General features: G+C 58.4%; 18 protein-coding genes. 12 read left to right on the top strand and 6 right to left on the bottom strand.

Translation table 11 applies throughout. The features are described from left to right. Position 1 precedes the first annotated feature (1 nt). Both RBB47_RS16105 and RBB47_RS16100 read right to left on the bottom strand, forming a co-directional pair. Positions 2-382 carry a cell division protein ZapA gene (locus tag RBB47_RS16105; RefSeq protein WP_305986872.1) on the bottom strand — a complete coding sequence of 127 codons (381 nt, stop codon included), beginning with the start codon at positions 380-382 and terminating at the stop codon, positions 2-4. Between the two features lie 22 nt (positions 383-404). Beyond that, on the bottom strand, positions 405-683 hold the full coding sequence (locus RBB47_RS16100; protein WP_305986871.1) for a DUF4164 domain-containing protein: 279 nt from the start codon (positions 681-683) through the stop codon (positions 405-407). Positions 684-1124: 441 nt separating this feature from the next. Here RBB47_RS16100 and tkt point away from each other — a divergent pair, with 441 nt between their 5' ends. The 11 genes from tkt (at position 1125) to RBB47_RS16045 (ending at position 13642) form a co-directional block, all read left to right on the top strand. Then, a complete protein-coding gene (gene tkt / locus RBB47_RS16095; RefSeq protein ID WP_305986977.1) occupies positions 1125-3113 on the top strand; it encodes a transketolase in 1989 nt (662 codons plus the stop codon). Between the two features lie 143 nt (positions 3114-3256). Beyond that, positions 3257-4267, top strand: coding sequence for a type I glyceraldehyde-3-phosphate dehydrogenase (gene gap, locus RBB47_RS16090; RefSeq protein WP_305986870.1), 1011 nt, complete (start codon positions 3257-3259; stop codon positions 4265-4267). Between the two features lie 105 nt (positions 4268-4372). Next, on the top strand, positions 4373-5566 hold the full coding sequence (gene pgk / locus RBB47_RS16085) for a phosphoglycerate kinase (protein ID WP_305986869.1): 1194 nt from the start codon (positions 4373-4375) through the stop codon (positions 5564-5566). Positions 5567-5586: 20 nt separating this feature from the next. After that, positions 5587-5955, top strand: a complete 369-nt coding sequence (locus RBB47_RS16080) for a VOC family protein (protein WP_305986868.1) — start codon at positions 5587-5589, stop codon at positions 5953-5955. 226 nt (positions 5956-6181) lie between these two features. Then, positions 6182-7249 carry a class II fructose-bisphosphate aldolase gene (gene fba / locus RBB47_RS16075; protein WP_305986867.1) on the top strand — a complete coding sequence of 356 codons (1068 nt, stop codon included), beginning with the start codon at positions 6182-6184 and terminating at the stop codon, positions 7247-7249. Between the two features lie 140 nt (positions 7250-7389). Continuing rightward, complete coding sequence (locus tag RBB47_RS16070; RefSeq protein WP_305986866.1) at positions 7390-8031, top strand: thiamine phosphate synthase; 642 nt, start codon at positions 7390-7392, stop codon at positions 8029-8031. Positions 8032-8066: 35 nt separating this feature from the next. Next, a complete protein-coding gene (locus RBB47_RS16065; RefSeq protein ID WP_305986865.1) occupies positions 8067-9173 on the top strand; it encodes a tetratricopeptide repeat protein in 1107 nt (368 codons plus the stop codon). A gap of 157 nt (positions 9174-9330) precedes the next feature. Next, positions 9331-9894: an elongation factor P gene (efp, locus tag RBB47_RS16060; protein ID WP_094074798.1), complete on the top strand. Its 564-nt coding sequence runs from the start codon at positions 9331-9333 to the stop codon at positions 9892-9894. A 70-nt stretch (positions 9895-9964) separates the two neighbouring features. Continuing rightward, positions 9965-10765, top strand: coding sequence for an inositol monophosphatase family protein (locus RBB47_RS16055; protein WP_305986864.1), 801 nt, complete (start codon positions 9965-9967; stop codon positions 10763-10765). Positions 10766-10870: 105 nt separating this feature from the next. Continuing rightward, the gene (locus RBB47_RS16050) at positions 10871-12040 is read left to right on the top strand and encodes a PAS domain-containing protein (protein ID WP_305986863.1); all 1170 of its coding nucleotides are present in this window, start codon (positions 10871-10873) and stop codon (positions 12038-12040) included. A 33-nt stretch (positions 12041-12073) separates the two neighbouring features. Beyond that, a complete protein-coding gene (locus tag RBB47_RS16045) occupies positions 12074-13642 on the top strand; it encodes a radical SAM protein (protein WP_305986862.1) in 1569 nt (522 codons plus the stop codon). Between the two features lie 51 nt (positions 13643-13693). Here RBB47_RS16045 and RBB47_RS16040 read toward each other — a convergent pair whose 3' ends face one another. After that, positions 13694-14470, bottom strand: a complete 777-nt coding sequence (locus RBB47_RS16040) for an SDR family oxidoreductase (protein WP_305986861.1) — start codon at positions 14468-14470, stop codon at positions 13694-13696. A gap of 107 nt (positions 14471-14577) precedes the next feature. Between RBB47_RS16040 and RBB47_RS16035 the strand changes: the two genes are divergently transcribed. After that, positions 14578-15144: a TetR family transcriptional regulator gene (locus RBB47_RS16035; RefSeq protein ID WP_305986860.1), complete on the top strand. Its 567-nt coding sequence runs from the start codon at positions 14578-14580 to the stop codon at positions 15142-15144. Between the two features lie 34 nt (positions 15145-15178). On the opposite strand, the gene RBB47_RS16030 is transcribed toward RBB47_RS16035, so the two are convergent. The 3 genes from RBB47_RS16030 to RBB47_RS16020 all read right to left on the bottom strand — a co-directional run bounded on the left by RBB47_RS16030 (position 15179) and on the right by RBB47_RS16020 (position 20440). Continuing rightward, on the bottom strand, positions 15179-17854 hold the full coding sequence (locus RBB47_RS16030) for a DUF6493 family protein (protein ID WP_305986859.1): 2676 nt from the start codon (positions 17852-17854) through the stop codon (positions 15179-15181). Continuing rightward, positions 17851-19191, bottom strand: a complete 1341-nt coding sequence (locus RBB47_RS16025) for an SWIM zinc finger family protein (RefSeq protein ID WP_305986858.1) — start codon at positions 19189-19191, stop codon at positions 17851-17853. The genes RBB47_RS16030 and RBB47_RS16025 overlap by 4 nt, the downstream gene beginning before the upstream one ends. A 127-nt stretch (positions 19192-19318) precedes the next feature. Then, the gene (locus RBB47_RS16020) at positions 19319-20440 is read right to left on the bottom strand and encodes a hypothetical protein (RefSeq protein WP_305986857.1); all 1122 of its coding nucleotides are present in this window, start codon (positions 20438-20440) and stop codon (positions 19319-19321) included. Positions 20441-20637 lie beyond the last annotated feature (197 nt).

Genomic DNA, 20637 nt, shown 5'->3' with positions numbered 1-20637 from the left:
ATCAGGAGGGGTCGGGTGAACGCAAGCTTTTGGTTAGGCCTTCCGCAAGGCTTTCGATCCTGGCGGCCGCAGAGTGGACGGCTCTGGAAAGCTCCTGCTCGTTCTGACTCATGTTGTCGAGTGCCGCAAGCTTCTGCTGGTTTGCGTCAGCCAGCTGCTGCTCCAGCTGCTTTATCTTGCGCTCGAGCTCGGAAAGCTGGTCCGTTGCCATGATACCCGCCATCACCGTCAGCCGCTGATCGCCGATTTCACCGAAGGAGCCTTTCAATTCGGAGATCCAGCCATCGAATCGGGCAGCCAGCCCCATCAAACGGTCTTCCTCGCCGTCGTCACAGGCCATTCGGAAGGCTTTGCCGTTAATCGTGACTGTTATCTGCGCCATGCGTCTTCAGCCCCTCCGGTCGTCATCCGCCATGCGCATCCAGGACGCTTCGGATTGTCTCCATCGCCGAGACAAGCCGGCGGGAAACATCCTTGTTGGCCTCTTCCAGCCGCAAGGCACGCGCTTCACTTTCGTCAAGTGAAGCTGCAAGCTGCGACCGGTCCTCACCAAGCCTTTGCAGGTCGTCCTGAAGTGAATTCAAGGACCTGTCAGCATCCATGCGCCGCTGCACCGCTGTTTCCAGATGCCCCACGGCAGATTCCAGCCGATTTACCGCATCGGCAAGGCTGGTTTTTTCCATACACTCGATTTCCGCCATTATTTTAAACGCCCTGATCTTATTGCGGCGGCCCGCCTAAGCTTCCCATTCCCTCAAAGTCGCGAGAGTCGCTTTCACCTCCCCATGCGCCTCCTTGCTTGAATCCTGCCCTGCCCGGCACGATCAAGCACGCACAATTCGGCGAAAATGCAAACCTTTGTCAGGCGTTCGAGCTTAGGCATCGCAACTTCCCGCAGTCAATGGCACCATTGGCAGAATCCTCAACTCTATAACCGCCAGCGTAGGGAATTTATTCCGACAAACGCATTCCGGAGCTTTATTGACTCGGTGCGCGTTCCTGATATTTGTCTGGCGCCTGAACCAAGCTGAGAACTGTCAGTCTCTGACAAACGCACTTCATAATCGCCTTGCCGGACGGTCAATTCCGGTCAAGGACGCTCCAAAGTTAGCAACGGGAAGATGATGACCGATCTTGAAAAACACCAGCGCATGGCAAACGCGATCCGCTTTCTTGCCATTGATGCCGTGGAAAAGGCGAAATCCGGTCACCCCGGCTTGCCCATGGGGGCGGCCGATATCGCAACGGTCCTGTTCACTGAATTCCTGAAATTCGACCCGACGGCTCCCAATTGGGCGGACCGCGACCGTTTCGTGCTGTCAGCCGGTCACGGGTCCATGCTGCTTTACAGCCTTCTGTATCTGCTTGGTTATGAAGACTTCACGCTGGATGAGCTGAAAAATTTCCGTCAGCTTGGCTCCCGCACCGCCGGCCATCCCGAGTTCGGTCATGGCGAAGGTATTGAAACCACGACCGGACCGCTAGGCCAGGGACTGGGCAACGCTGTGGGCATGGCGATCGCCGAACGCCTGCAGGCTGACCGTTTCGGTAAGGATCTTGTCGACCACTACACCTACGTGCTTGCCGGTGACGGCTGTCTGATGGAGGGCATCAGCCAGGAAGCCCTGACGCTGGCCGGTCACCTGAAGCTGAACAAGCTTATCGTGTTCTGGGACGACAACGGTATATCCATCGACGGCAAGGTCGAGATCACCGACAGCACCAACCAGCAGGAACGCTTTGAAGCGTCCGGCTGGAACACGATTTCCATTGACGGTCACGATCCGGAAGCCATTGCGGACGCAATCCGCCAGGCGCAGGCGAGTGACAGCCCGACGCTGATCGCCGCAAAGACGACGATTGGCTTTGGAGCCCCGACCAAGGCCGGCACTGCAAAGGCGCACGGCGCCCCCCTTGGCGCCGAGGAAATTGCTGCAACCCGCGAAGCGCTCAACTGGCCGCATGAGCCGTTTGAGGTCCCAAGCGACATTCTGGACGCCTGGCGTATTGCAGCCTTGCGCTCCGCTCACGCCCACAAGGATTGGCAGAAACGTTTTGCCGATGCGGATGCGGACAAAAAGGCGGAATTCGAGCGCCGTAACCGCGGCGATCTTCCGGCCGGCTTCACGCAAGCCGTGCAGGACTACAAGAAGAAGCTTGCTGAAGAGCAGCCGACAATGGCCACCCGAAAGGCATCCGAGGCGGTTCTTGGCGTCATCAACGAAGTGGTTCCGGAAACGATCGGCGGCTCTGCTGACCTGACGGGCTCGAACAACACCAAGACCGAGCAAACCGTGCCGGTCACGCCGGATGATTTTTCCGGGCGATACATCCATTACGGCATTCGCGAGCACGGCATGGCCGCCGCCATGAACGGCATGGCGCTGCACCGGGGCATTATTCCTTATTCCGGCGGCTTCCTGATCTTCTCCGACTACTGCCGTCCATCAATCCGTCTGGCGGCCTTGATGAAGCAGCGGGTCATTCATGTCATGACCCATGACTCCATTGGTCTCGGCGAGGACGGCCCCACCCACCAGCCGGTCGAACATTTCGCAGCATTGCGTGCCATTCCGCAACTTACATTCTTCCGTCCGGCCGACATCACCGAGACACTGGAATGCTGGCAGCTGTCCCTGGAAAACCAGGACGGACCGTCCATCCTCGCGCTGACGCGCCAGAACCTGCCGTCCGTGCGCAAGACCTATGAAGAGGACAATCTCTGCGCAAAGGGGGCCTATGTGCTCGTCGACAGCGATGACGAGGCGGCGGTGACGATTTTCGCATCCGGGTCCGAAGTCGAGATTGCAGTCGCCGCTCACAAGGATCTGACCGAAGACGGTGTTGCCGTGAGGGTCGTATCTGTCCCATCCTTTGAGTTGTTCGAGGCCCAGTCCGAAGACTACAAGGCCGCCGTGATCGGCACGGGTGCGGTCAAGGTTGCCGTCGAAGCCGGCATCCGCATGGGTTGGGACCGCTTCATCGGCAACGATGGTGCCTTTGTCGGCATGACCGGTTTCGGTGCGAGCGCGCCCTACAAGGCACTCTATGAGCATTTCGGCATCACCAAGGACGCCGTTGTTGCCGCTGTGAAGGAAAAGCTCGGCGCTTAATTGAGATCAATTCCCGGCAGCTTGATTTCCTCCATAAGTCGCCGGGCCCCGGGCACAGAATTGCCCTTTAACGCAACCACCACACGGTGGTGCACCAATCGGCGTCAATCCTGGAAAGACGCTAGAGATTGCGGGAGTTGAAAATGGTAACCAAGGTAGCAATCAACGGTTTCGGTCGCATCGGCCGGAACATATTGCGTGCAATCGTCGAGAGCGGCCGCACGGACATCGAAGTCGTCGCCATCAACGATCTCGGCCCGGTTGAGACCAATGCGCACCTGCTGCGATACGATTCGGTTCACGGCAGGTTCCCGGCAGAGGTGGTTGTCGACGGCGACAGCATCGTCGTCGGTGGTGGCAAGCCGATCAAGGTGACTGCTATCCGCGACCCGAAGGAACTTCCCTGGGGCGAGCTTGGTGTTGAAGTCGCCATGGAATGCACGGGCATCTTCACCGCCAAGGAAAAGGCTTCTATGCATCTGGAAGCCGGCGCGAAACGCGTCCTGGTCTCCGCACCGGCAGCCGGTGCCGACAAGACCATTGTCTTCGGCGTCAACGATAGCGCACTGACCGCCGACGATCTCGTCGTTTCCAACGCGTCCTGCACCACCAACTGCCTGTCTCCGGTCGCCTATGTGCTCAATGAAGCCATCGGCATCGAAAAGGGCTTCATGACGACGATCCACTCCTATACAGGCGACCAGCCGACGCTGGACACCATGCACAAGGATCTTTATCGCGCCCGCGCGGCAGCCATGTCCATGATCCCGACCTCCACCGGTGCTGCCAAGGCGGTTGGCCTGGTCCTGCCGGAACTCAACGGCAAGCTGGACGGTGTTGCGATCCGCGTCCCGACCCCGAACGTTTCCGTCGTCGACCTCAACTTCATCGCCAAGCGCGAGACCACGGCTGAAGAAATCAACAACGCCATTCGCGAAGCCGCCAACGGCAAGCTGAAGGGCATTCTCGGCTACACCGACGACAAACTGGTCTCCATGGATTTCAACCATGACAGCCACTCCTCCGTGTTCCACACGGACCAGACCAAGGTTCTGGACGGTACTTTCGTTCGTATCCTGTCCTGGTACGACAACGAGTGGGGCTTCTCCTGCCGCATGTCTGACACGGCCATCGCTATGGCGAAGCTGATCTAAACGGTGAGCCGGATGTTGAAACATCCTGTTTGAACCCATTGGCGGATGCGGGATCGCTGCATCCGCCTTTTTTGTGCGAATTGTTCCTGACCACAGGTGACACCCATGGCTTTCAAAACTCTCGACGACCTGTCCGATCTTGCCGGCAAGCGCGTTCTGGTCCGCGTTGACCTCAACGTTCCGATGGACGGTGGCAGGGTCACCGACACCACCCGTATCGAACGGGTTCTGCCAACCATTCGCGAATTATCCGAAAAAGGCGCGAAGGTTGTTCTGCTCGCCCATTTCGGCCGCCCGAAGGGGGAGCGCGTGGCGGAGATGTCGCTCGCGCCGGTTGCTCCTGCTGTCGCCGATCTGCTCGGAAAGCCGGTCGCCTTCGCCAATGACTGCATCGGACCGGCAGCAGCAGACGCTATCGCAGCGCTGCCGGATAGTGGCGTTTTGCTCCTGGAAAACACCCGCTACCACAAGGGCGAGGAAAAGAACGATCCGGAGTTTGCCAAGGCCCTGGCAGCGAACGGTGATATCTACGTCAATGATGCTTTCTCTGCCGCCCACCGCGCACACGGTTCCACCGAAGGCATCGCCAAGCTCCTGCCCGCCTACGCAGGGCGCACGATGCAGGCCGAACTCGAAGCCCTCGGATCTGCACTCGGCGAACCGGTCCGTCCGGTTCTGGCGGTTGTCGGCGGCGCAAAGGTTTCCTCAAAAATCGATCTTCTGGAGAACCTGGTGTCCAAGGTCGATATGCTGGTAATTGGCGGCGGCATGGCCAACACGTTTCTGGCAGCGAAAGGCGTCGATGTCGGCAAGTCACTCTGCGAGCATGATCTGGCCGACACTGCCCGAAAAATCATGGTGGCAGCCGAAGCGGCAAACTGTGAAATCGTGTTGCCCGACGATGCAGTCGTTGCGAAGGAGTTCAAGGCCAGCGCGGACAACGAAACGGTCTCGCTCGATGCCATTCCCGCCGACGGCATGATTCTGGATGTTGGCAAAGCCTCCATTACAACCGTCAAGTCCAAGATCGATGCTGCCAGAACACTTGTCTGGAACGGCCCTCTCGGTGCCTTCGAAATCGCGCCGTTCGACATTGCAACGGTCGCGGCAGCCAAACATGCGGCACAAAACACAAAAGCCGGCAAGCTGAATTCCGTTGCCGGCGGCGGCGATACCGTTGCGGCCCTCAACCATGCTGGTGCTGCGGACAGTTTCTCCTATGTGTCCACAGCAGGCGGGGCCTTCCTCGAATGGCTCGAGGGCAAGGAACTGCCGGGTGTGAAAGCCCTGGAGGGCTAACAGCAGATCAGGAGGAAAACATGCAGCGCTGCTTTACCAACATTCTCACGACGGACGTCGCCGCGACGGCTGCCTTCTATGAGACCCTGCTTGGACTGACGCCAAAGTTTTCCTCCGACTGGTTCGTAAACCTGGCCGATCCGCAGAACCCGGCGCTGGAACTCGGCATTCTTGAACAGACAAACGATATCGTCCCGGCTGGTGCCCGAAATGCTCCTGCCGGTGTCATGCTGACTTTCGTTGTCGATGACTGCAATGCGGTTCACGCACGCGCTTTGGCAGAGAATGCGGACATCATCGAAGCTCCGCAAGATATGCCATACGGGCAACGGCGCATGATTCTCAGAGACCCTGCCGGAACCTTCGTCGATGTCAGTTCACTGATCTAGGTCGCGGACCCGGACAGGGAAATATTAATTTACGCATCAAATTAATTGTGTGTGCCGAAATTCCATCATGTCGTTGTATTTTAATTGATTTAGGCACCGGTCACGGCCTTTCCATAGCCGAAATTCTTGTTAGAACGACCGGAGTTTGACGCAGCGCAACTGCACAAAGCGCAATATTGCGCTAGCCTTCAGCGCACTGCACGGAACCGGACCCTGGGAGACTTTGATGGCACGTATTACCCTTCGCCAGTTGCTTGATCATGCCGCGGAAAACGACTACGGCGTTCCGGCTTTCAATATCAACAACATGGAGCAGGCCCTGGCGATCATGGCCGCGGCCGACAAGACCGACTCTCCGGTTATCATCCAGGCGTCGCGCGGCGCGCGCGCCTATGCCCACGATGTGATGCTGAAGCACATGATGGACGCGGTCGTCGAGATCTATCCGCGCATTCCGGTCTGCGTGCATCTCGATCACGGCAATGCCCCGCAGACCTGCATGACCGCCATCCAGGCCGGTTTCACCTCCGTCATGATGGACGGTTCGCTGGAAGCTGACGGCAAGACCCCGGCCAACTGGGACTACAATGTCGGTGTGACCAAGACCGTGACGGACATGGCTCATCTCGGCGGCATCTCCGTTGAGGGCGAGCTCGGTGTTCTCGGCTCACTCGAAACCGGCATGGGCGACAAGGAAGACGGGCACGGCGCCGAAGGCAAACTCAGCCACGATCAGCTGCTGACGGATCCGGAAGAGGCCGTGAAATTCGTTCAGGAGACCAAGGTCGACGCGCTGGCCATCGCCATGGGCACCAGTCACGGCGCTTACAAGTTTACCCGCAAACCCGATGGCGACATCCTGGCGATGCATGTGATTGAGGAAATTCACCGCCGTCTGCCGGACACGCATCTGGTCATGCACGGGTCGTCCTCCGTTCCGCAGGACCTGCAGGACATCATCAACCAGTATGGCGGAGAAATGCCCCAGACCTGGGGTGTTCCGGTCGAAGAAATCCAACGTGGCATCAGAAACGGCGTGCGCAAGATCAACATCGATACGGATAACCGCATGGCGTTGACCGGCCAGATCCGCCGCGTTCTCGCCGAAAATCCGGGCGAATTCGACCCGCGCAAATACCTGAAACCGGCGCGCGAGGCGATGGAGAAGCTGTGTGTTGAGCGTCTTGAGGCCTTCAACACAGCGGGCCAGGCGTCCAAGATCACGAAAATTAGCACGCTCGCCGAAATGGCTGCAAAGTATCAGGATGGCAGCCTGGATCCGAAAATCGGCTGACCGGCAGCGAAGCTGGAAAAGAACAGACCATTCACTTTCTTGAAAGAGGGGCCTTGCGTCCCTCTTTTGCCGTCTTTAGGTCATGAACTGACCGGCGGGAGCACCCCGCGTGAAGAATTGCCGCAAGCAGGACCCAAAAAGTGAATCGCCCCCGCCTCTTTCTCGTAACGCCACCACAATTCGACACCAATGATCTGGCAGGAAAACTGAAGACAGCTTTTTCGGGCGGCGATGTTGCGTGCGTTTTGATCTATTTGCCGGACGCCGGAACGAAGGCCATTCAGGATGCTGCGGCGACGCTCGTCCCCGTGATTCAGGAAGGCGGCGCGGCTGCCTTGATCTATAGGGACACGCAGGCCGCCGGGCGCAGCGGCGCCGACGGCGTGCATGTCGACACGTCTCTTGAAGACCTCAAGCTTGCGGTTGAGAGCTTTCAACCGGAACGGATCGTCGGAACGGGCGGAACCAAGTTGAAACACGATGCCATGGAATGGGCGGAAACCGGAGTGGACTATATATTCTTCGGCAAGCTGGATCTGGATGAAAAGGAAAAGGCACACGACAAGACGCTCTCAAGTGCGTCCTGGTGGGCTGAGCTGTTTGAAACGCCCTGTGTGGCGCTTGCCGGCAACACACTGGAAACGCTTGACGAAGTTGCCGCGACTGGAGCGGACTTTGTTGCGTTGAAGGATGCCGTGTGGCAGTCGGAAAGTGACATTTCCGCTGTGATTGCCGAGGCAAACCGGATACTGGACGCCAATCCGTTTGCCGATGTGGATTGAACGACTGACGCCTGTTGAAACGACGGAGTAGACTGATGCCGAAGGAATACGCCTGTGCTTGCAACACACGCCTGGCCGTATTCGCTTTGGCCGCTGCCATGACCCTTTCCGTCTGCGTATCGGATGCAGCCGCGCAGGATACCGACTTCGATGCCGTAGCGACTGGCGAAGGACCCGACAGGACCCCCGCGGTTATTGATGTCACGACACAAAACAAGACATTGTTCGGTATCATCGACGCTGGCCCTCCCGAATTGGACGACAGCAAAACCGCAACGGCAGATACGGCGTATTCGGCATTTCAGCGCGGCTGGTTTCTGACCGCGCTCGGATTGGCGACACCTCTTGCTGAACAGGGTGACAAGGCAGCTCAGGCTCTGCTCGGTGTGTTACACGAAAAAGGTCTCGGCATTGAACTCGACAAGACCAAGGCGGCAGACTGGTACTCGCTGGCGGCGGCAGCCGGTGACAGCGGATCTGCGCTGCAACTCGCGCAGTTTTATCTCCTCGGCACCGGTGTGGAGGTCGACAAGACCAAGGCGGCGGATCTGTTTGAACAGGCGGCCGATGCCGGCAATGCGGCCGCACTCTACAATCTTGCCATCCTATATCAGGAAGGCGAAGGCCGTCCCTTTAACGAGGAAAAGGCCCGTGAGCTCTTGGAACAAGCTGCAAGGCTGAACGATCCGGAAGCGCAATACGCCCTCGGACTGTCCTACCTGGAAGCCCAAAGTGGCCTGAACGATCCAGGCCAGGGCGCCTTCTGGCTCGGGCGGGCGGCCCGTCGCGGACATACCTCGGCCCAGGTCTACTACGGCATATTGCGGCACCAGGGTAAGGGGATCGATCCCGACGAGGCTGAAGCCGCCGACTGGTTCGAGCGCGCAGCAACGGCGGGCAATCCGGTTGCCATGAACCGCCTGGCCCGTGTCTATGCCTATGGCCGGGGACGCGAGCAGGATTTTGCCTCGGCGGCCGGCTGGCATCTGGCTGCGCGCACGCTCGGCGTTCCCGATCTCGGTCTGGACAGAATTGTCGAGACACTCGACGAACAGACCATGGATGAGGCCCGAAAGCTGGCGGAACAGCATTCAACAACGCTCATGGCACCGACGGAAGATCCGGCAGCTGATTCTCCGTAATTCCTCTCCGGGCAGGCCAAACATCGCGGAAATTGCCTTTTTTCCTTGAAACGGTCCTTCTTTTGTGGTGGACAGGCGCGAGCAAATTCTGGCGCCGTGGCTTGTGGCCGCGTCCGCGCTGCTTCAGATCCTAACAATTCATAACATCGGTCGTTCCATGAAAATCAACGGTAACGAAATCAAGCCCGGTAACGTGCTTCAGCATCAGGACACACTGTGGGCCGTCGTCAAAGTTCAGCACGTCAAGCCCGGCAAGGGTGGTGCCTTCGCCCAGGTTGAAATGAAGAACCTGCTCGATGGCCGCAAGCTCAACGAACGCTTCCGCTCTGAAGACAAGGTTGAACGGGTTCGGCTGGAACAAAAGGACTTCCAGTACCTTTACACCCAGGACGACATGCTGATCTTCATGGACACGGAAACCTACGAGCAGCTCGAGCTTCAGTCTGATTTCGTCGGTGATCGCGCTGCCTTTCTGCAGGACGGCATGATGGTCACCGTGGAACTGCATGAGGAACGTCCTATCGGCATCACGTTGCCGCAGCATGTCACGCTGGAAATCAGCGAAGCTGACGCTGTCGTGAAGGGACAGACCCAGTCGTCATCCTATAAGCCTGCACTCATGGAAAACGGCGTTCGCGTGATGGTGCCGCCGTTCATCACCGCCGGTGAGAAGATCATCGTGGACACCGGCACACTGGAATACGTGCGCCGCGCGGACTGATTTCAGGCCCTACCAAGTGACATGGTGCGTCCGGTCCGGCCGGGCGCCGCCCAACAACAAGTGACAATCTATGGCGCGCACAGCACTCCTCAACGTGATGGTTCAGGCCGTGATCAAGGCAGGACGCAGTCTTGTCCGTGATTTCGGTGAAGTGGAAAATCTCCAGGTCTCGCGCAAGGGCCCAGGAGACTTCGTCTCGGCTGCCGACCGTCGTGCAGAGGAGATCCTGCGCGGTGAACTCACCAAGGCCCGCCCGACCTACGGGCTGGTCATGGAGGAAAGCGGCGTCGTCGATGGCACCGACGGCCAGCACCGCTGGCACATCGACCCGCTCGACGGAACCACCAATTTTCTGCACGGCATTCCGATCTTCGCAACTTCGATTGCGCTTGAGCGTGCCGGTGAAATCGTTGCCGGCGTGATTTTCAACCCGGTTATGGACGAGCTCTACACCGCCGAACGCGGCCGGGGTGCTTTTTTGAACGACCGCCGTCTGCGGGTTGCCGGCCGAACAGAATTGCCGGAAATGCTGATCGGTACCGGCATGCCCTTTATCGGTCATGGTGATCACGGCCGCGCCCTGCGCGAGCTTCGGTATGTCATGCCGGAAGTCTCCGGTGTCCGCCGTGCAGGTGCTGCGGCGCTCGATCTTGCCTGGGTTGCCTCGGGCCGTCTGGACGCATTCTGGGAGCACAATCTGAACTCCTGGGACATTGCGGCCGGTATTTTGATGGTTCGCGAAGCGGGCGGCTTCGTCAGCGATCTGCAGGGCAAGAACAAGATGCTGGAAACAGGTGACGTGCTTGTCGGCAACGAATATGCCCACAGACAGCTCCTCCGGCTCTTGAAACAGGCTGAAGCAGCGGTTTAGGACGCAGCCCCCTTCAAAAGAGCCCGTATGCTGGACGCGGCACGGGCCGTGTACTAGCGTGATTCCCCGGCGATTCGATCATTTGTCAGGAGAGACAGTCTCGGCTTGGCGGCGATACTCCCGCAGTCGCGACTGGCATTCACGTTGAGCAACACAAAGCCCTTGCCCAAGCTTCCCGTTGCAATGACGGACGACATCGTTGCGTCTTCCACCGACGGCATCATTACGATCGACCCGCAAGGCATCCTGACATCTTGCAACCCGCGCGCTGAGAAGATTTTCGGATTGAGCGCGGGAGAGATTGTTGGGAAGACCGTCGCCGAAGTCTTTCTCCCGTTGCAGGACCTTGATGACTTCACCGACTGTGTCCTGGAGGCGGTCCGCCAACCTGAGCTGGAACACATTGCCGCAATCAGCCTGAAGCGTGAAAACACCGTTCTTCACCTCAACGTTCGTACCGTTTTGTTGCACCGGCGCGACTCGGACGAGCGCGTCGGCGTGCTGGTTATGCTGTCAGACGAAAGCGAACGGGTTGAATTGCTGACAAAGACGGCTGAACGCGAAAAGGAACGCGCGGCGACCGGGCGCTTCATCGTCGCGATTCTGACGATCTTCAGTCTTTTCACACTGGTTCTGGAGCCGATCCAGAAGCTGGCACGCGCGCAGTTCTACGATCTCGGTCCGGTTATCGCGTTGTTGACGCTTGTGATAATCGCCTACTACATAAACCGCTGGGCTGCGCCACATTCGACCGCCTTCAAGCTGAATCTCCGCCCCAAGCCGCGTTATGTCATCGAGAGTATCTTGTGGTCGCTCGGGTTCTGCGCCGCAATGACGGTCGGAAAGTACTTGTTCCTCTCCGCAACGGGCGCTGATAGCCAGACAAGCGCGCTGTTTTCTTTTCTGGTTCTGGACGATGGAACGCAGGTCCGATCTCCAGGGCTCTTTGCGACTGCCCTGTCCATCTACCTTTTTTCTGTGCTCGTTCAGCAGTTTGCGATGCGGTGCGCCATACAGGCCCCGTTGCAGAGTTTTCTGACAGGCGTCATCGGGCCTGCCGGATGGATCGCCAACCTGGTCTCAACGCTGCTTTTTGCTGTCCTGCACGCACATCTCAATCCGGTCGTATCGCTTGCGGTAATCGCACCCTCACTTTTGTGGGGATGGCTGTTCATGCGCTCGGGCAGCGTCGTGACGCCCATCATCTCCCATGCGATCATAGGGGTCTACGCGATCTTCGTCCTCGGCGTTTTTGCGGGACTGGATCAAGTGTGACAATGCGATAAGGCGGAATTGAAAAACACGAACGTGAAAACAAAACGTCGCCCGAAAATTCTGATCGTAAACGCGTATGTCGATCCCTGGCGATCTGCGGCACCCATGCGTCTTTTCATCCCTCGGGCCATGGCCCCCTACTATCTCGCCGGCAGGTTTTCGTCCGCACGCGCCGATGTGCGTGTCTATGACGAGGTCTATCATGGCGCCATGCTGGCACCCCGGCATTTCGGCTGGCCCGACCTCGTGGTCTTTACAGGCCTGACAGCTGCCTTTGACAGAGCAAGGCAACTCTCCGCTTACTTCCGGAATGCAAACCCCAAAGTCTGTGTGGCCATCGGCGGACCGATCGCCCGGGCCTTCCCAAGAGCCTGTGCCGACGTGTTTGACCATGTCTGCGCGGGCGACGTTGAATCGCTCGATGACCTGATTGACGATGTCCTCGGAGCCGATTTGCGAGCCGAAGACCCCGCGCCGCGATTTGATCTCGCGGGATGGTCGTTTGGCCTTGGCTTTGTCGAGACCACAAAGAACTGCAACTTCAATTGCTCATTTTGTTCGTTGACGGGAGAAGGAAGAGCGTATCAGCCCTACTCCACCCAAGAGATTTCAAGTCAGTTGGATGCCACCGGCCGTCGGTCCATGCTCATGGTTCTCGACAACAATTTTTACGGCAACAACCGTGGAGACTTTGAGCGAAGGGTCAGACTGCTCGGTGAGCGCTGGCGCCGCGGCGACTATCGCGGTTGGGGCGCACTGGTGACCGGGGACTTCTTCAAGAACCCGGACAACCTCGCCATGGTCGCCGCAAATGGATGCAAGGCACTCTTTTCCGGCGTTGAGTCTCTCGATCCCGAGGTTCTCAGAAACTACAACAAGCGTCACAGCCTGTCTTCGGACCCTCGGTCTCTGGCGCGCTTGTGCGCAGAACACGGTGTGCTTTTCGACTATGGCATGATGCTCGATTTCGGCCGGCAGACCGTCGATGAGGTCGATACGCAGATCGACGCCGTGCTCGACAGTATCGAAACACCGCTCCCTGCCCTCCTGTCCCTGACCATTCCAATCCCGGGCACGCCGCACTTTGAGGAAACGGCGCGGGCGGGCCGGCTAATGCCAAATCTCCGCCTGAGCGATCTTGACGGGCAGAAGCTGGTCGAGTGGCCGAAGGAACCTCTGGAGCGTGTCGTTCCCTTTCTGGCCGACCTGCTCCAGTTCCGCGGCCGCAAGACCGCACTCGCGCGCCATGCGATAAGACATGCCTGGTCTCAAAGGGCTTCCGTCGATCGCCTCCAGACGACGATCAGCATGATCGGTCCCCTGGTGCGCTTCTGCGGCGGGATGCGCATCGGCAGTCTTCGCCAGATGTGGCACACTTGGCAGGAGCCGAAACGGACCTTTTGCGCCATGAGCGATCCACTCGGGGTTTCATATCGCCCGTCACATCGTCTGGACGCAAAGTTCGCTGCGGATTTCGAACCGCTTTATCTCACCGACGCAAAGGGCAATCCAACCGAAAGCGTCGAGTGGAAAACCCCTCCGCCGGCCAAACTGAAGTCTGTTGCAAATGCCGGTGCGGTTTTTGGTGCCCCGGTAAATTAGTAAAGGGCACCGGCACACAGGTCACAGCGATTTCGAGACCTCCCGCGAAACCTACTTGGCCTGCATGTTCGCGACCATCTTCAGCACCTGGCGGCGTGGCATCAATGGCGTGAGCCAGTTCAGCATCATTGAAAGCTTTGGATCGTTGATGGCAATCAACTCGCCTTTCATCATCGCATCATAGCCGCACTTCGCAACGGATGCCGGTGTTGCGCCCTTTTGGTTCGCAAGGCCTGTGCCGGCAAGATCTGCGGTCGCCACAAACTCCGTGTTGACCAGCCCGGGGCATAGCGCCGTTGACGTGATGCCATACTTGCGCATTTCCTGGTCGATGGCTTGGCTGAACGAGGTAACGAAAGCTTTTGTCGCAAAATAGACGGCCTGGTAGGGGCCTGGCATGAAGCTGGCTGTCGAGGAAACCTGCAGCATCTTGCCGCCATTTCTGGCCTTCATGTCATTTCCGAACAGGTGACTGAGCGTCACGAGCGCAGAGATGTTCAGATCAATCATCGCCTGATCCTTCGCAAGGTCGCGCCCCAGAAAGCTGCCGTGCCCGCCAAAACCCGCATTGTTGATCAAGATGTCGACGTCGATGTTTTGCGCTTTTACGGTGTTGAACAGTTTCGTGGCTTCTTCGGGAGACCCGATGTCCTGGGCGATCACCAAAACACTGACACCGTGGGCATTTTCCAACTCTGCCTTGAGCGCCTCAAGCGGCTCTTGCCGCCGGGCGACGACAACAAGATCGCCACCTTTTTTGGCATGATAGCGAGCGAACTCCATTCCGATACCGGAGGACGCTCCGGTAATAAGCGCTGTGTTTGGCATGTTTTTCTCCTGAAAAAGTCAACGACTGTTGACTTGGGAGATAGTGTCGCCTGATCACAAAGTCAACAGTCGTTGACAAATTTCTCCCAAGCGTCTAGTCGGAGGGCATGGGCAAGTCAGTCTCAACAAAAGAAAAACTCATTCACACGGCCAGGGACCTGTTCTGGACGCGCGGCTATTCGAATGTCTCTGTCCGCGACATCACCGGTGCCGCCGGTGTAGATGCGGCGCTGGTATCACGCTATTTCGGAGGCAAGCAGGGTCTGTTCGAGGCGACGCTGGCCGAAATCCCGACCTGGGAGCCGCTGATGGCAGCACCGGAAGATCTCCTTCAAAAGGCCGCAGAAAGTTTTGCGCACCCCTTTGATCCGGAAAGGGACGCTGCAAATGTTTTCACCATGCTCCTGGCAAATGTCATTGATCCCGAAATGGGCGACATGATCCGCGGCATGGTGCAACAAAAGCTTGCCGATCCGCTTGCTGAAAAGCTGGGGGGTGCGCAAGCGCAGGAACGGGCCGCGCTGCTCCTGGCGATCCTTTTCGGCGTTTCCTTGATGAGGAAAAACTTTCAATTGGAGGCCCTGGCAGACAAAACCCCGGAAGCTTTGTGCACGCTGCTCACGCGCTTGGGCCAGACAGCTCTCGAACCCGAAAACGCAGATAGCAGATCTTGAGCGAATCTGACCCTGGGGTCCGTACCCAAGAGCCTCACGCTGCCTGTTTTGCGAGAGACAGCAGTTTGCTTGAAAACTTCGACACCTTTCCGCCGCCTGGAATGGATTTCAGACATGCGACTGTCTCCGGCCGGTCGGGTGCCGTCCCCGCCGCAACATGCAACTCGTAGAACAGCTCCAGCATGCCACCCATATCCCGCGGGCACTGCTCAGCCGGAAAATCCAGGATGAAAGCGATCGCTTCACGAACGTGAGCGGAGGCACCTGCCTGTGCCATGGCGGCGAACCCTTTTGTCCATCGCGTCGTCGGCAACGCACCGGACAGCATGAACGTCTTGACCGCTTCTGCAAACAGCGTGGTTGCCAACCGTCCCTCTGAAAGAAGGCTCACAGCAGCCTCTCCCGCAAGGGAGGTTACCGACTTGTCCTCGACAGCCATGTAGTAAGCAAGCACCCCGGCTCCGAGCGGGCCGACATCAGGCCCCGGCCGGAAAAACGGCTCCAGGTAAGCACGCGTATGATTGTCCGTCAGTTTTTGCCAGACATCCTGATGAAGCATCGCTTGCCGGAAGAACAGATCCGGCGCAGCCGGGCGCACGAGTGACGCCCAGGCGACATCTGCAAACGAGTGTCCGCAATCAAGAAGCGGGTAGGATCGGTTAGCGCCAGATTGGACAGGCGCCGAGCGGCGCATGTTACTCTCTTCGCTCAGCTCCGGTGTGATAGGCACCTCGATCTTGACCCAGAAATAGTCGCCACCCGGGCTCTCTTTCCGAATGACATTCAATTTCATTTTCGCAGCTATGCCGCAGTCCGGCAGAGGCTTCTCGAAGAGCGACACAACGCGCTTGTCTTCTGCGATGGGCCGTCTCGCGCACCACGCCGCCGCCCACAATTCCGGGGTCGGGCCCACATCCACATCCTGCCCCATCGCATAGGCAACCGCCCGCTCTGCTTCGGAAGTACGCGGCAAGTCTTCAAGGGTGCTCCGGTCCTCGCCGCCAAGGCGCATGAGCGCCAGCGACAGATCGGCGATGCCGGGGGTTTCACCAGCACGATGGTATTCCGCCAGTCTTGCCAAGAGCTGGCTGGCACTGACCGTCCCGGAGCTGTCGCTCGGCAACGAGAGCAGCGGAAGAGAACTGCCGGCCAGAACGCGGTCTGTCATTTCCGCGTTCCGGGCAAGGTGCAGACTTTGGACCCTGGTGTCTTCGGTCTGCCGGCGGTAGTCGCCATTGTCTTCCTCGCGCCGCAGCAACTCCATTGCCGTGCCCTCGCTCAGCGCAAGACCGGTGAGCGCAAGAACGGCGCGGATTTCTGTATCACCCGGTTTCTTCCAGACTTGTCTGGCGCGTTTCTTAAGTGGCGACAGGACCGTCTCGTCCTTCCGCAACTCCACTCCAAACCGCGAGATGCCGTCAACGGCTCGCTCGACTTCGAACGGGTCGCGAGGCGCCTCAAGAACCTTCAGGAACAGGGCAAAAGCTTCCTGTGCGCTGTTGACCGGCAGGATTGGCGGCACCGCTGGTGCATCCGGCACAAGGACGTCTTCGGCCACGACCTGCTGCGTTGTGGTTCCCACCATGGTCGCGATCCGGGTCCGAACTGATGGGGCGACCAAATCGACGTAGTCGGACAAGACTGCACGGACATCCTCCCGCGCGCCCTGATCCAGCTTTTCAATGAGATCCAGCGCCTTTCCCTGCACGCCCGGATCTTCAGAGACCAGAGCGAGCGACGCCGCGTGTGCTGCCTCGGAGCTGATCGATGCGTCGCGCTTTGCCGCCTTCTCGACAAGCTTCAATGCGGCAAGCGCAGGCCCCTTCGCGCGAGCCTGCAGAACGGGTTCCAGATTTGACAGTAAATGAGCTGGCTCAAGAGCAGACACCTTTTCCAGCGCCTGCACATATTTCAACGCAAACGAAACGGTCGGTGGCACTGAAGACGACAACAGCGATATGTAGCGTTCAGCGCGCGCGGCGATCTCCGCCTCGGTCGGTTCAAGTGCCGAATGGAAGCGGGAATACCAGCCGGCCCGGTACTGCCCGAAATCCCGATCCAGCGCATCGAGGGACGCGTCGAGCAGTCTCTGCCGGTCGAGCCTCCCTTCCGCTGCATAGTTGATCAGTCGGGCGGACCAGGTAGTCATGCCCTGCTTGGCGAACTTGTCGTGGTTGGCCAGACTGAATTCACCACTGCCTTCAACCTCGAAAAAACGCCACACGTCCCGGGACAGAAGGACCTCTTCGTCGATGCCCCAGCGTTCGTGCCAGAGACCGTAATATCCGAGAATAATCGCATCGCTCTCCGGCCGGCTTGCCAGTCCGTTCTGCCACAGCGGCGCCACGGCTCCGATTGCGTGCGGGTTGTTCTCGACCTCGTAGTCGACAAGGCCCTGAGCCCAGTCGAGAGCGAGGATATTGAAAACGTCTTCGATCGGAACGGATGACGGTATGGGAACATAGCCGAGCTTTTTGAATTCCGACAAAGTCGCAGTCGCGAACAGCCCCACGACCACGGCATCCGGATCGCGCGGTTTTTTGCCTTTGCTTTTGTCATGCTGAAAGCCAAACAGGACGTGGTCAGTGTAGAGCTTGGCAACCGCTTTCGCATGCTTGCGCCGCTCTGAGGCCGGGATCGCAGCCAGAGCATCAAGGGCGGCGCGCGCCTTGTTCCTGGTCAGGATCGAAAGAAACTCTTCGTCGTTCATTCCTGCGTCTCCAGTTGCAGTTCAACTGCCAGAACGTGTTTGCATGGGCCCCGCTGGCGACCGTTCCTGGCGAACCAGGGACAAGTACACTGCCATCCCTCGTCACTTTGGCTTACGCTGTGAACGGCGCCCTCACTCGCGACCTTCGCTCCCGAAGCTGTCAGCGTCACCGCCCCGTTCTCAACCAGCTTTTTCGCTGCTTTCAGACGCGGATTGAGTGTGTCGAGCGGCGCCAGATCGAACGGAAGGACGCGGTGGAAATAGCCGTTCCGGCTGAGGTCGAAGCCGACCAGCCCTCTGGACGCGAGTTCCGCAAGGGCATGTTCGACGGCATGGCGGTCCAATCCTGTCGCATCGGTCAGGGAGCCGACGTCGATCTGGTCCTGCCAATTGAGTTGCGCCAGAAGTGCTGAAACAGCGTCACCACCCGATTTTGCCATGCCCGACAGAGTACCGCCGTCTCCCGAGAAGCCGCGCCAAGGCTCGGCGTTCAGAACCAGCCAGAAACGCTGAGTACCGAAATCGAGGGCCCATGCGCTTGCACCGGTCGAATCTGAAACGAAAACTTCCAATCCCTCAGACCGGCTGATCATTGGCTCCAGAACACGCAGCCTGTGGCTGCCGCACAACGGGATCGCACTTTCACTTTGGCGTGCCGCCATATGCACAGCGCCATTGCGCAAAGAGAGCCATTGAGCCTGATCGTTTTTCCCGCGGGGCAACGCCCGCAAAAAACGCTGAGCCGCAACACGTGGCAATCGAAACGCTGGCCGCATCTGCGACAGAACAACCTGAACTTCGGCAAATCCCTTAATCCAGCGCAGCGGCAATGGGACTTTCTTTTCGACGATCTTCTTGTTGTTCCGGGTGATACCGACCGCATCTTCCTCGATCGAGAGCCTCAACTCCGTGTCTTTTCCGACATTTGCGAGCGCTGCGCGCAGGTCCGGGCCGAAGTCGACATTTGTGGTCCCGTTCCGGCGATAGGAGACGTCGAGCGCACCTTCGTTCAAGTCCATCCGCGCGTAAGCGCTGCAACAGGCAGAGAACCCCTCGAACCGCACCGCGCCTGGACTGACGGTTGCAACCGGATCAGCCTCGCGCAGGATCCTTGCCAGCATCGAAGGAGGGACGTAGTAGCGCGCCCCCACCGTTTCGGAGACTGCCCTTAATCCTTTGGCAGTCACATCTGGAAAGAGAGCGCGTGCTTCGAGATAGCGTTCGGCTCTGTCAGGTGCCGCACCACTGTCGCTGACAAGACAAAGCTGATCAGCTGCAGCGGTTGTCACATATTCAGAACTGCGTGCGTAGCGGTAGGTTTTGTCAATTGCGGGCAAAATTCGGGTTTCCCGTACGGACCAAGAAACAACCGCTTGTTTTTGGCGCTTTGCAATTAAATTGAAGTGAATTTCACAATTACAATTGTCTCAACCTTCTCTCCGGCGGTCCCGGAAGCGTCCACCTTCAGATTGGATATCGCAGCAACGCGGCAACCGGGGCAGAACCCGGCAGGTCTTCCTGCCGTACGCTGTTGACCTCGCCGCCGGTCCGGATAACGCGGCAGGCAATCTCCGACAGCACGTCATAGCTGTCCGGGCTCTTGGATTCTGAATAGCTGATCGCTCCGGACAGATCATCCACGCGTCCGGGAAGCGCTGTCTCCATGTTCACCAGAAGCGTCTCGACGCCACCATTTGTCGCCAGCCTCGCAATCTCGCTGATGCTGTCGGTTGCCCGCCGGTCGTCGACGCGGCCGGCATACGTATCGCGAACACTTTCAAGCAGAGCCTCATAATAGGAGTCGAGCAAACTCCGCGAGGCTGCAGCGATCTCGGCGTCCGTGCTGTCCTCGGCAATGCCTTCCGCATGCCCATGCAGCACGTTGTCATAATTGCAGACGGACAAGAAAATCGATCTCAATGGCTCAAGCGCAATAAGGATAAGCGGTACATCGCTGCCCGCCAGCAAGGAGCGCATCGCAGCGTCGACACGTCTTGAATAGGCCAGAAGATGCACCTTTTGGCCTTCGCTTCCTTGCAAACGCCCCTTCGGCGACCGACCGAGAATGCTGGCCTTTCCGGCGACGCTGGCAGCGTCGGTCGGCATGTCAGGCACCTTGATTTCACCCGCAGGACGATCGCCGGTTATCTCAATCACACGTGCACCGTTTTGTCCCAGCACGAGAGCAATGGCATGGTGCGGAAACGCAACGGCGCGCAGCAGAGGGGTCAGATGAAACCTGTCCGAAACCTCAACGGCATCGCTCAGGTGATTGGGCAGACGAAATGTCTTGATCCTGTCTGGCGTCGCAAAGACCACAAGGCTCTCGGACTGGTGCGCCCAGAACTCATCGTCGTCGGAAATATCGGCCAGGCTGGCTTCAAGCGCCGCATAGTCAGACTTGGAAATCAGCCCTTCGTCGATCTGCTGCAGGGCATCATGCGCGAGATTGGAAAACTTGATCCGATCCTGCTGGGCTTCCTGCGTTACAGGCGTTGTTCTCAAGGAAAAACTCAGGCTCGCCGGATGGCGTTTTTGCGCCAGTCTTTTGATGTCGGCAAGGGAAGGAATATCGACGTAACGCATGTTGGGCGTCCCTTAAATACCTTGAAAAACAAAGAAGCAGGCGGTGGTCACGGACTTCTGTTGGTGCAACTCCTGGCCAAACGTCTCAAGGAAAGATGACATTTGCATGTGAATTGCGGTGCCAAAGTTGCAAAGGAACATGTTCTTTTTTGGAAATTGAAAGACCGGCCTCAAGCCGTCCAGTATTTTGGTTGGCG

The sequence above is a fragment of the Roseibium sp. MMSF_3544 genome (assembly GCF_030732845.1).
In the GTDB taxonomy this organism is placed as follows: domain Bacteria; phylum Pseudomonadota; class Alphaproteobacteria; order Rhizobiales; family Stappiaceae; genus Roseibium.
This window is presented reverse-complemented; position numbering and strand designations above follow the sequence as displayed.

Coding starts and splice junctions, on each gene's coding strand:
- RBB47_RS16020 (WP_305986857.1), bottom strand. CDS start 20,440: ATGCGTTACGTCGATATTCCTTCCCTTGCCGACATCAAAAGACTGGCG.
- tkt (WP_305986977.1), top strand. CDS start 1,125: ATGACCGATCTTGAAAAACACCAGCGCATGGCAAACGCGATCCGCTTT.
- RBB47_RS16100 (WP_305986871.1), bottom strand. CDS start 683: ATGGAAAAAACCAGCCTTGCCGATGCGGTAAATCGGCTGGAATCTGCC.
- RBB47_RS16080 (WP_305986868.1), top strand. CDS start 5,587: ATGCAGCGCTGCTTTACCAACATTCTCACGACGGACGTCGCCGCGACG.
- RBB47_RS16105 (WP_305986872.1), bottom strand. CDS start 382: ATGGCGCAGATAACAGTCACGATTAACGGCAAAGCCTTCCGAATGGCC.
- RBB47_RS16030 (WP_305986859.1), bottom strand. CDS start 17,854: ATGAACGACGAAGAGTTTCTTTCGATCCTGACCAGGAACAAGGCGCGC.
- efp (WP_094074798.1), top strand. CDS start 9,331: ATGAAAATCAACGGTAACGAAATCAAGCCCGGTAACGTGCTTCAGCAT.
- gap (WP_305986870.1), top strand. CDS start 3,257: ATGGTAACCAAGGTAGCAATCAACGGTTTCGGTCGCATCGGCCGGAAC.
- RBB47_RS16035 (WP_305986860.1), top strand. CDS start 14,578: ATGGGCAAGTCAGTCTCAACAAAAGAAAAACTCATTCACACGGCCAGG.
- fba (WP_305986867.1), top strand. CDS start 6,182: ATGGCACGTATTACCCTTCGCCAGTTGCTTGATCATGCCGCGGAAAAC.
- pgk (WP_305986869.1), top strand. CDS start 4,373: ATGGCTTTCAAAACTCTCGACGACCTGTCCGATCTTGCCGGCAAGCGC.
- RBB47_RS16055 (WP_305986864.1), top strand. CDS start 9,965: ATGGCGCGCACAGCACTCCTCAACGTGATGGTTCAGGCCGTGATCAAG.
- RBB47_RS16040 (WP_305986861.1), bottom strand. CDS start 14,470: ATGCCAAACACAGCGCTTATTACCGGAGCGTCCTCCGGTATCGGAATG.
- RBB47_RS16065 (WP_305986865.1), top strand. CDS start 8,067: ATGCCGAAGGAATACGCCTGTGCTTGCAACACACGCCTGGCCGTATTC.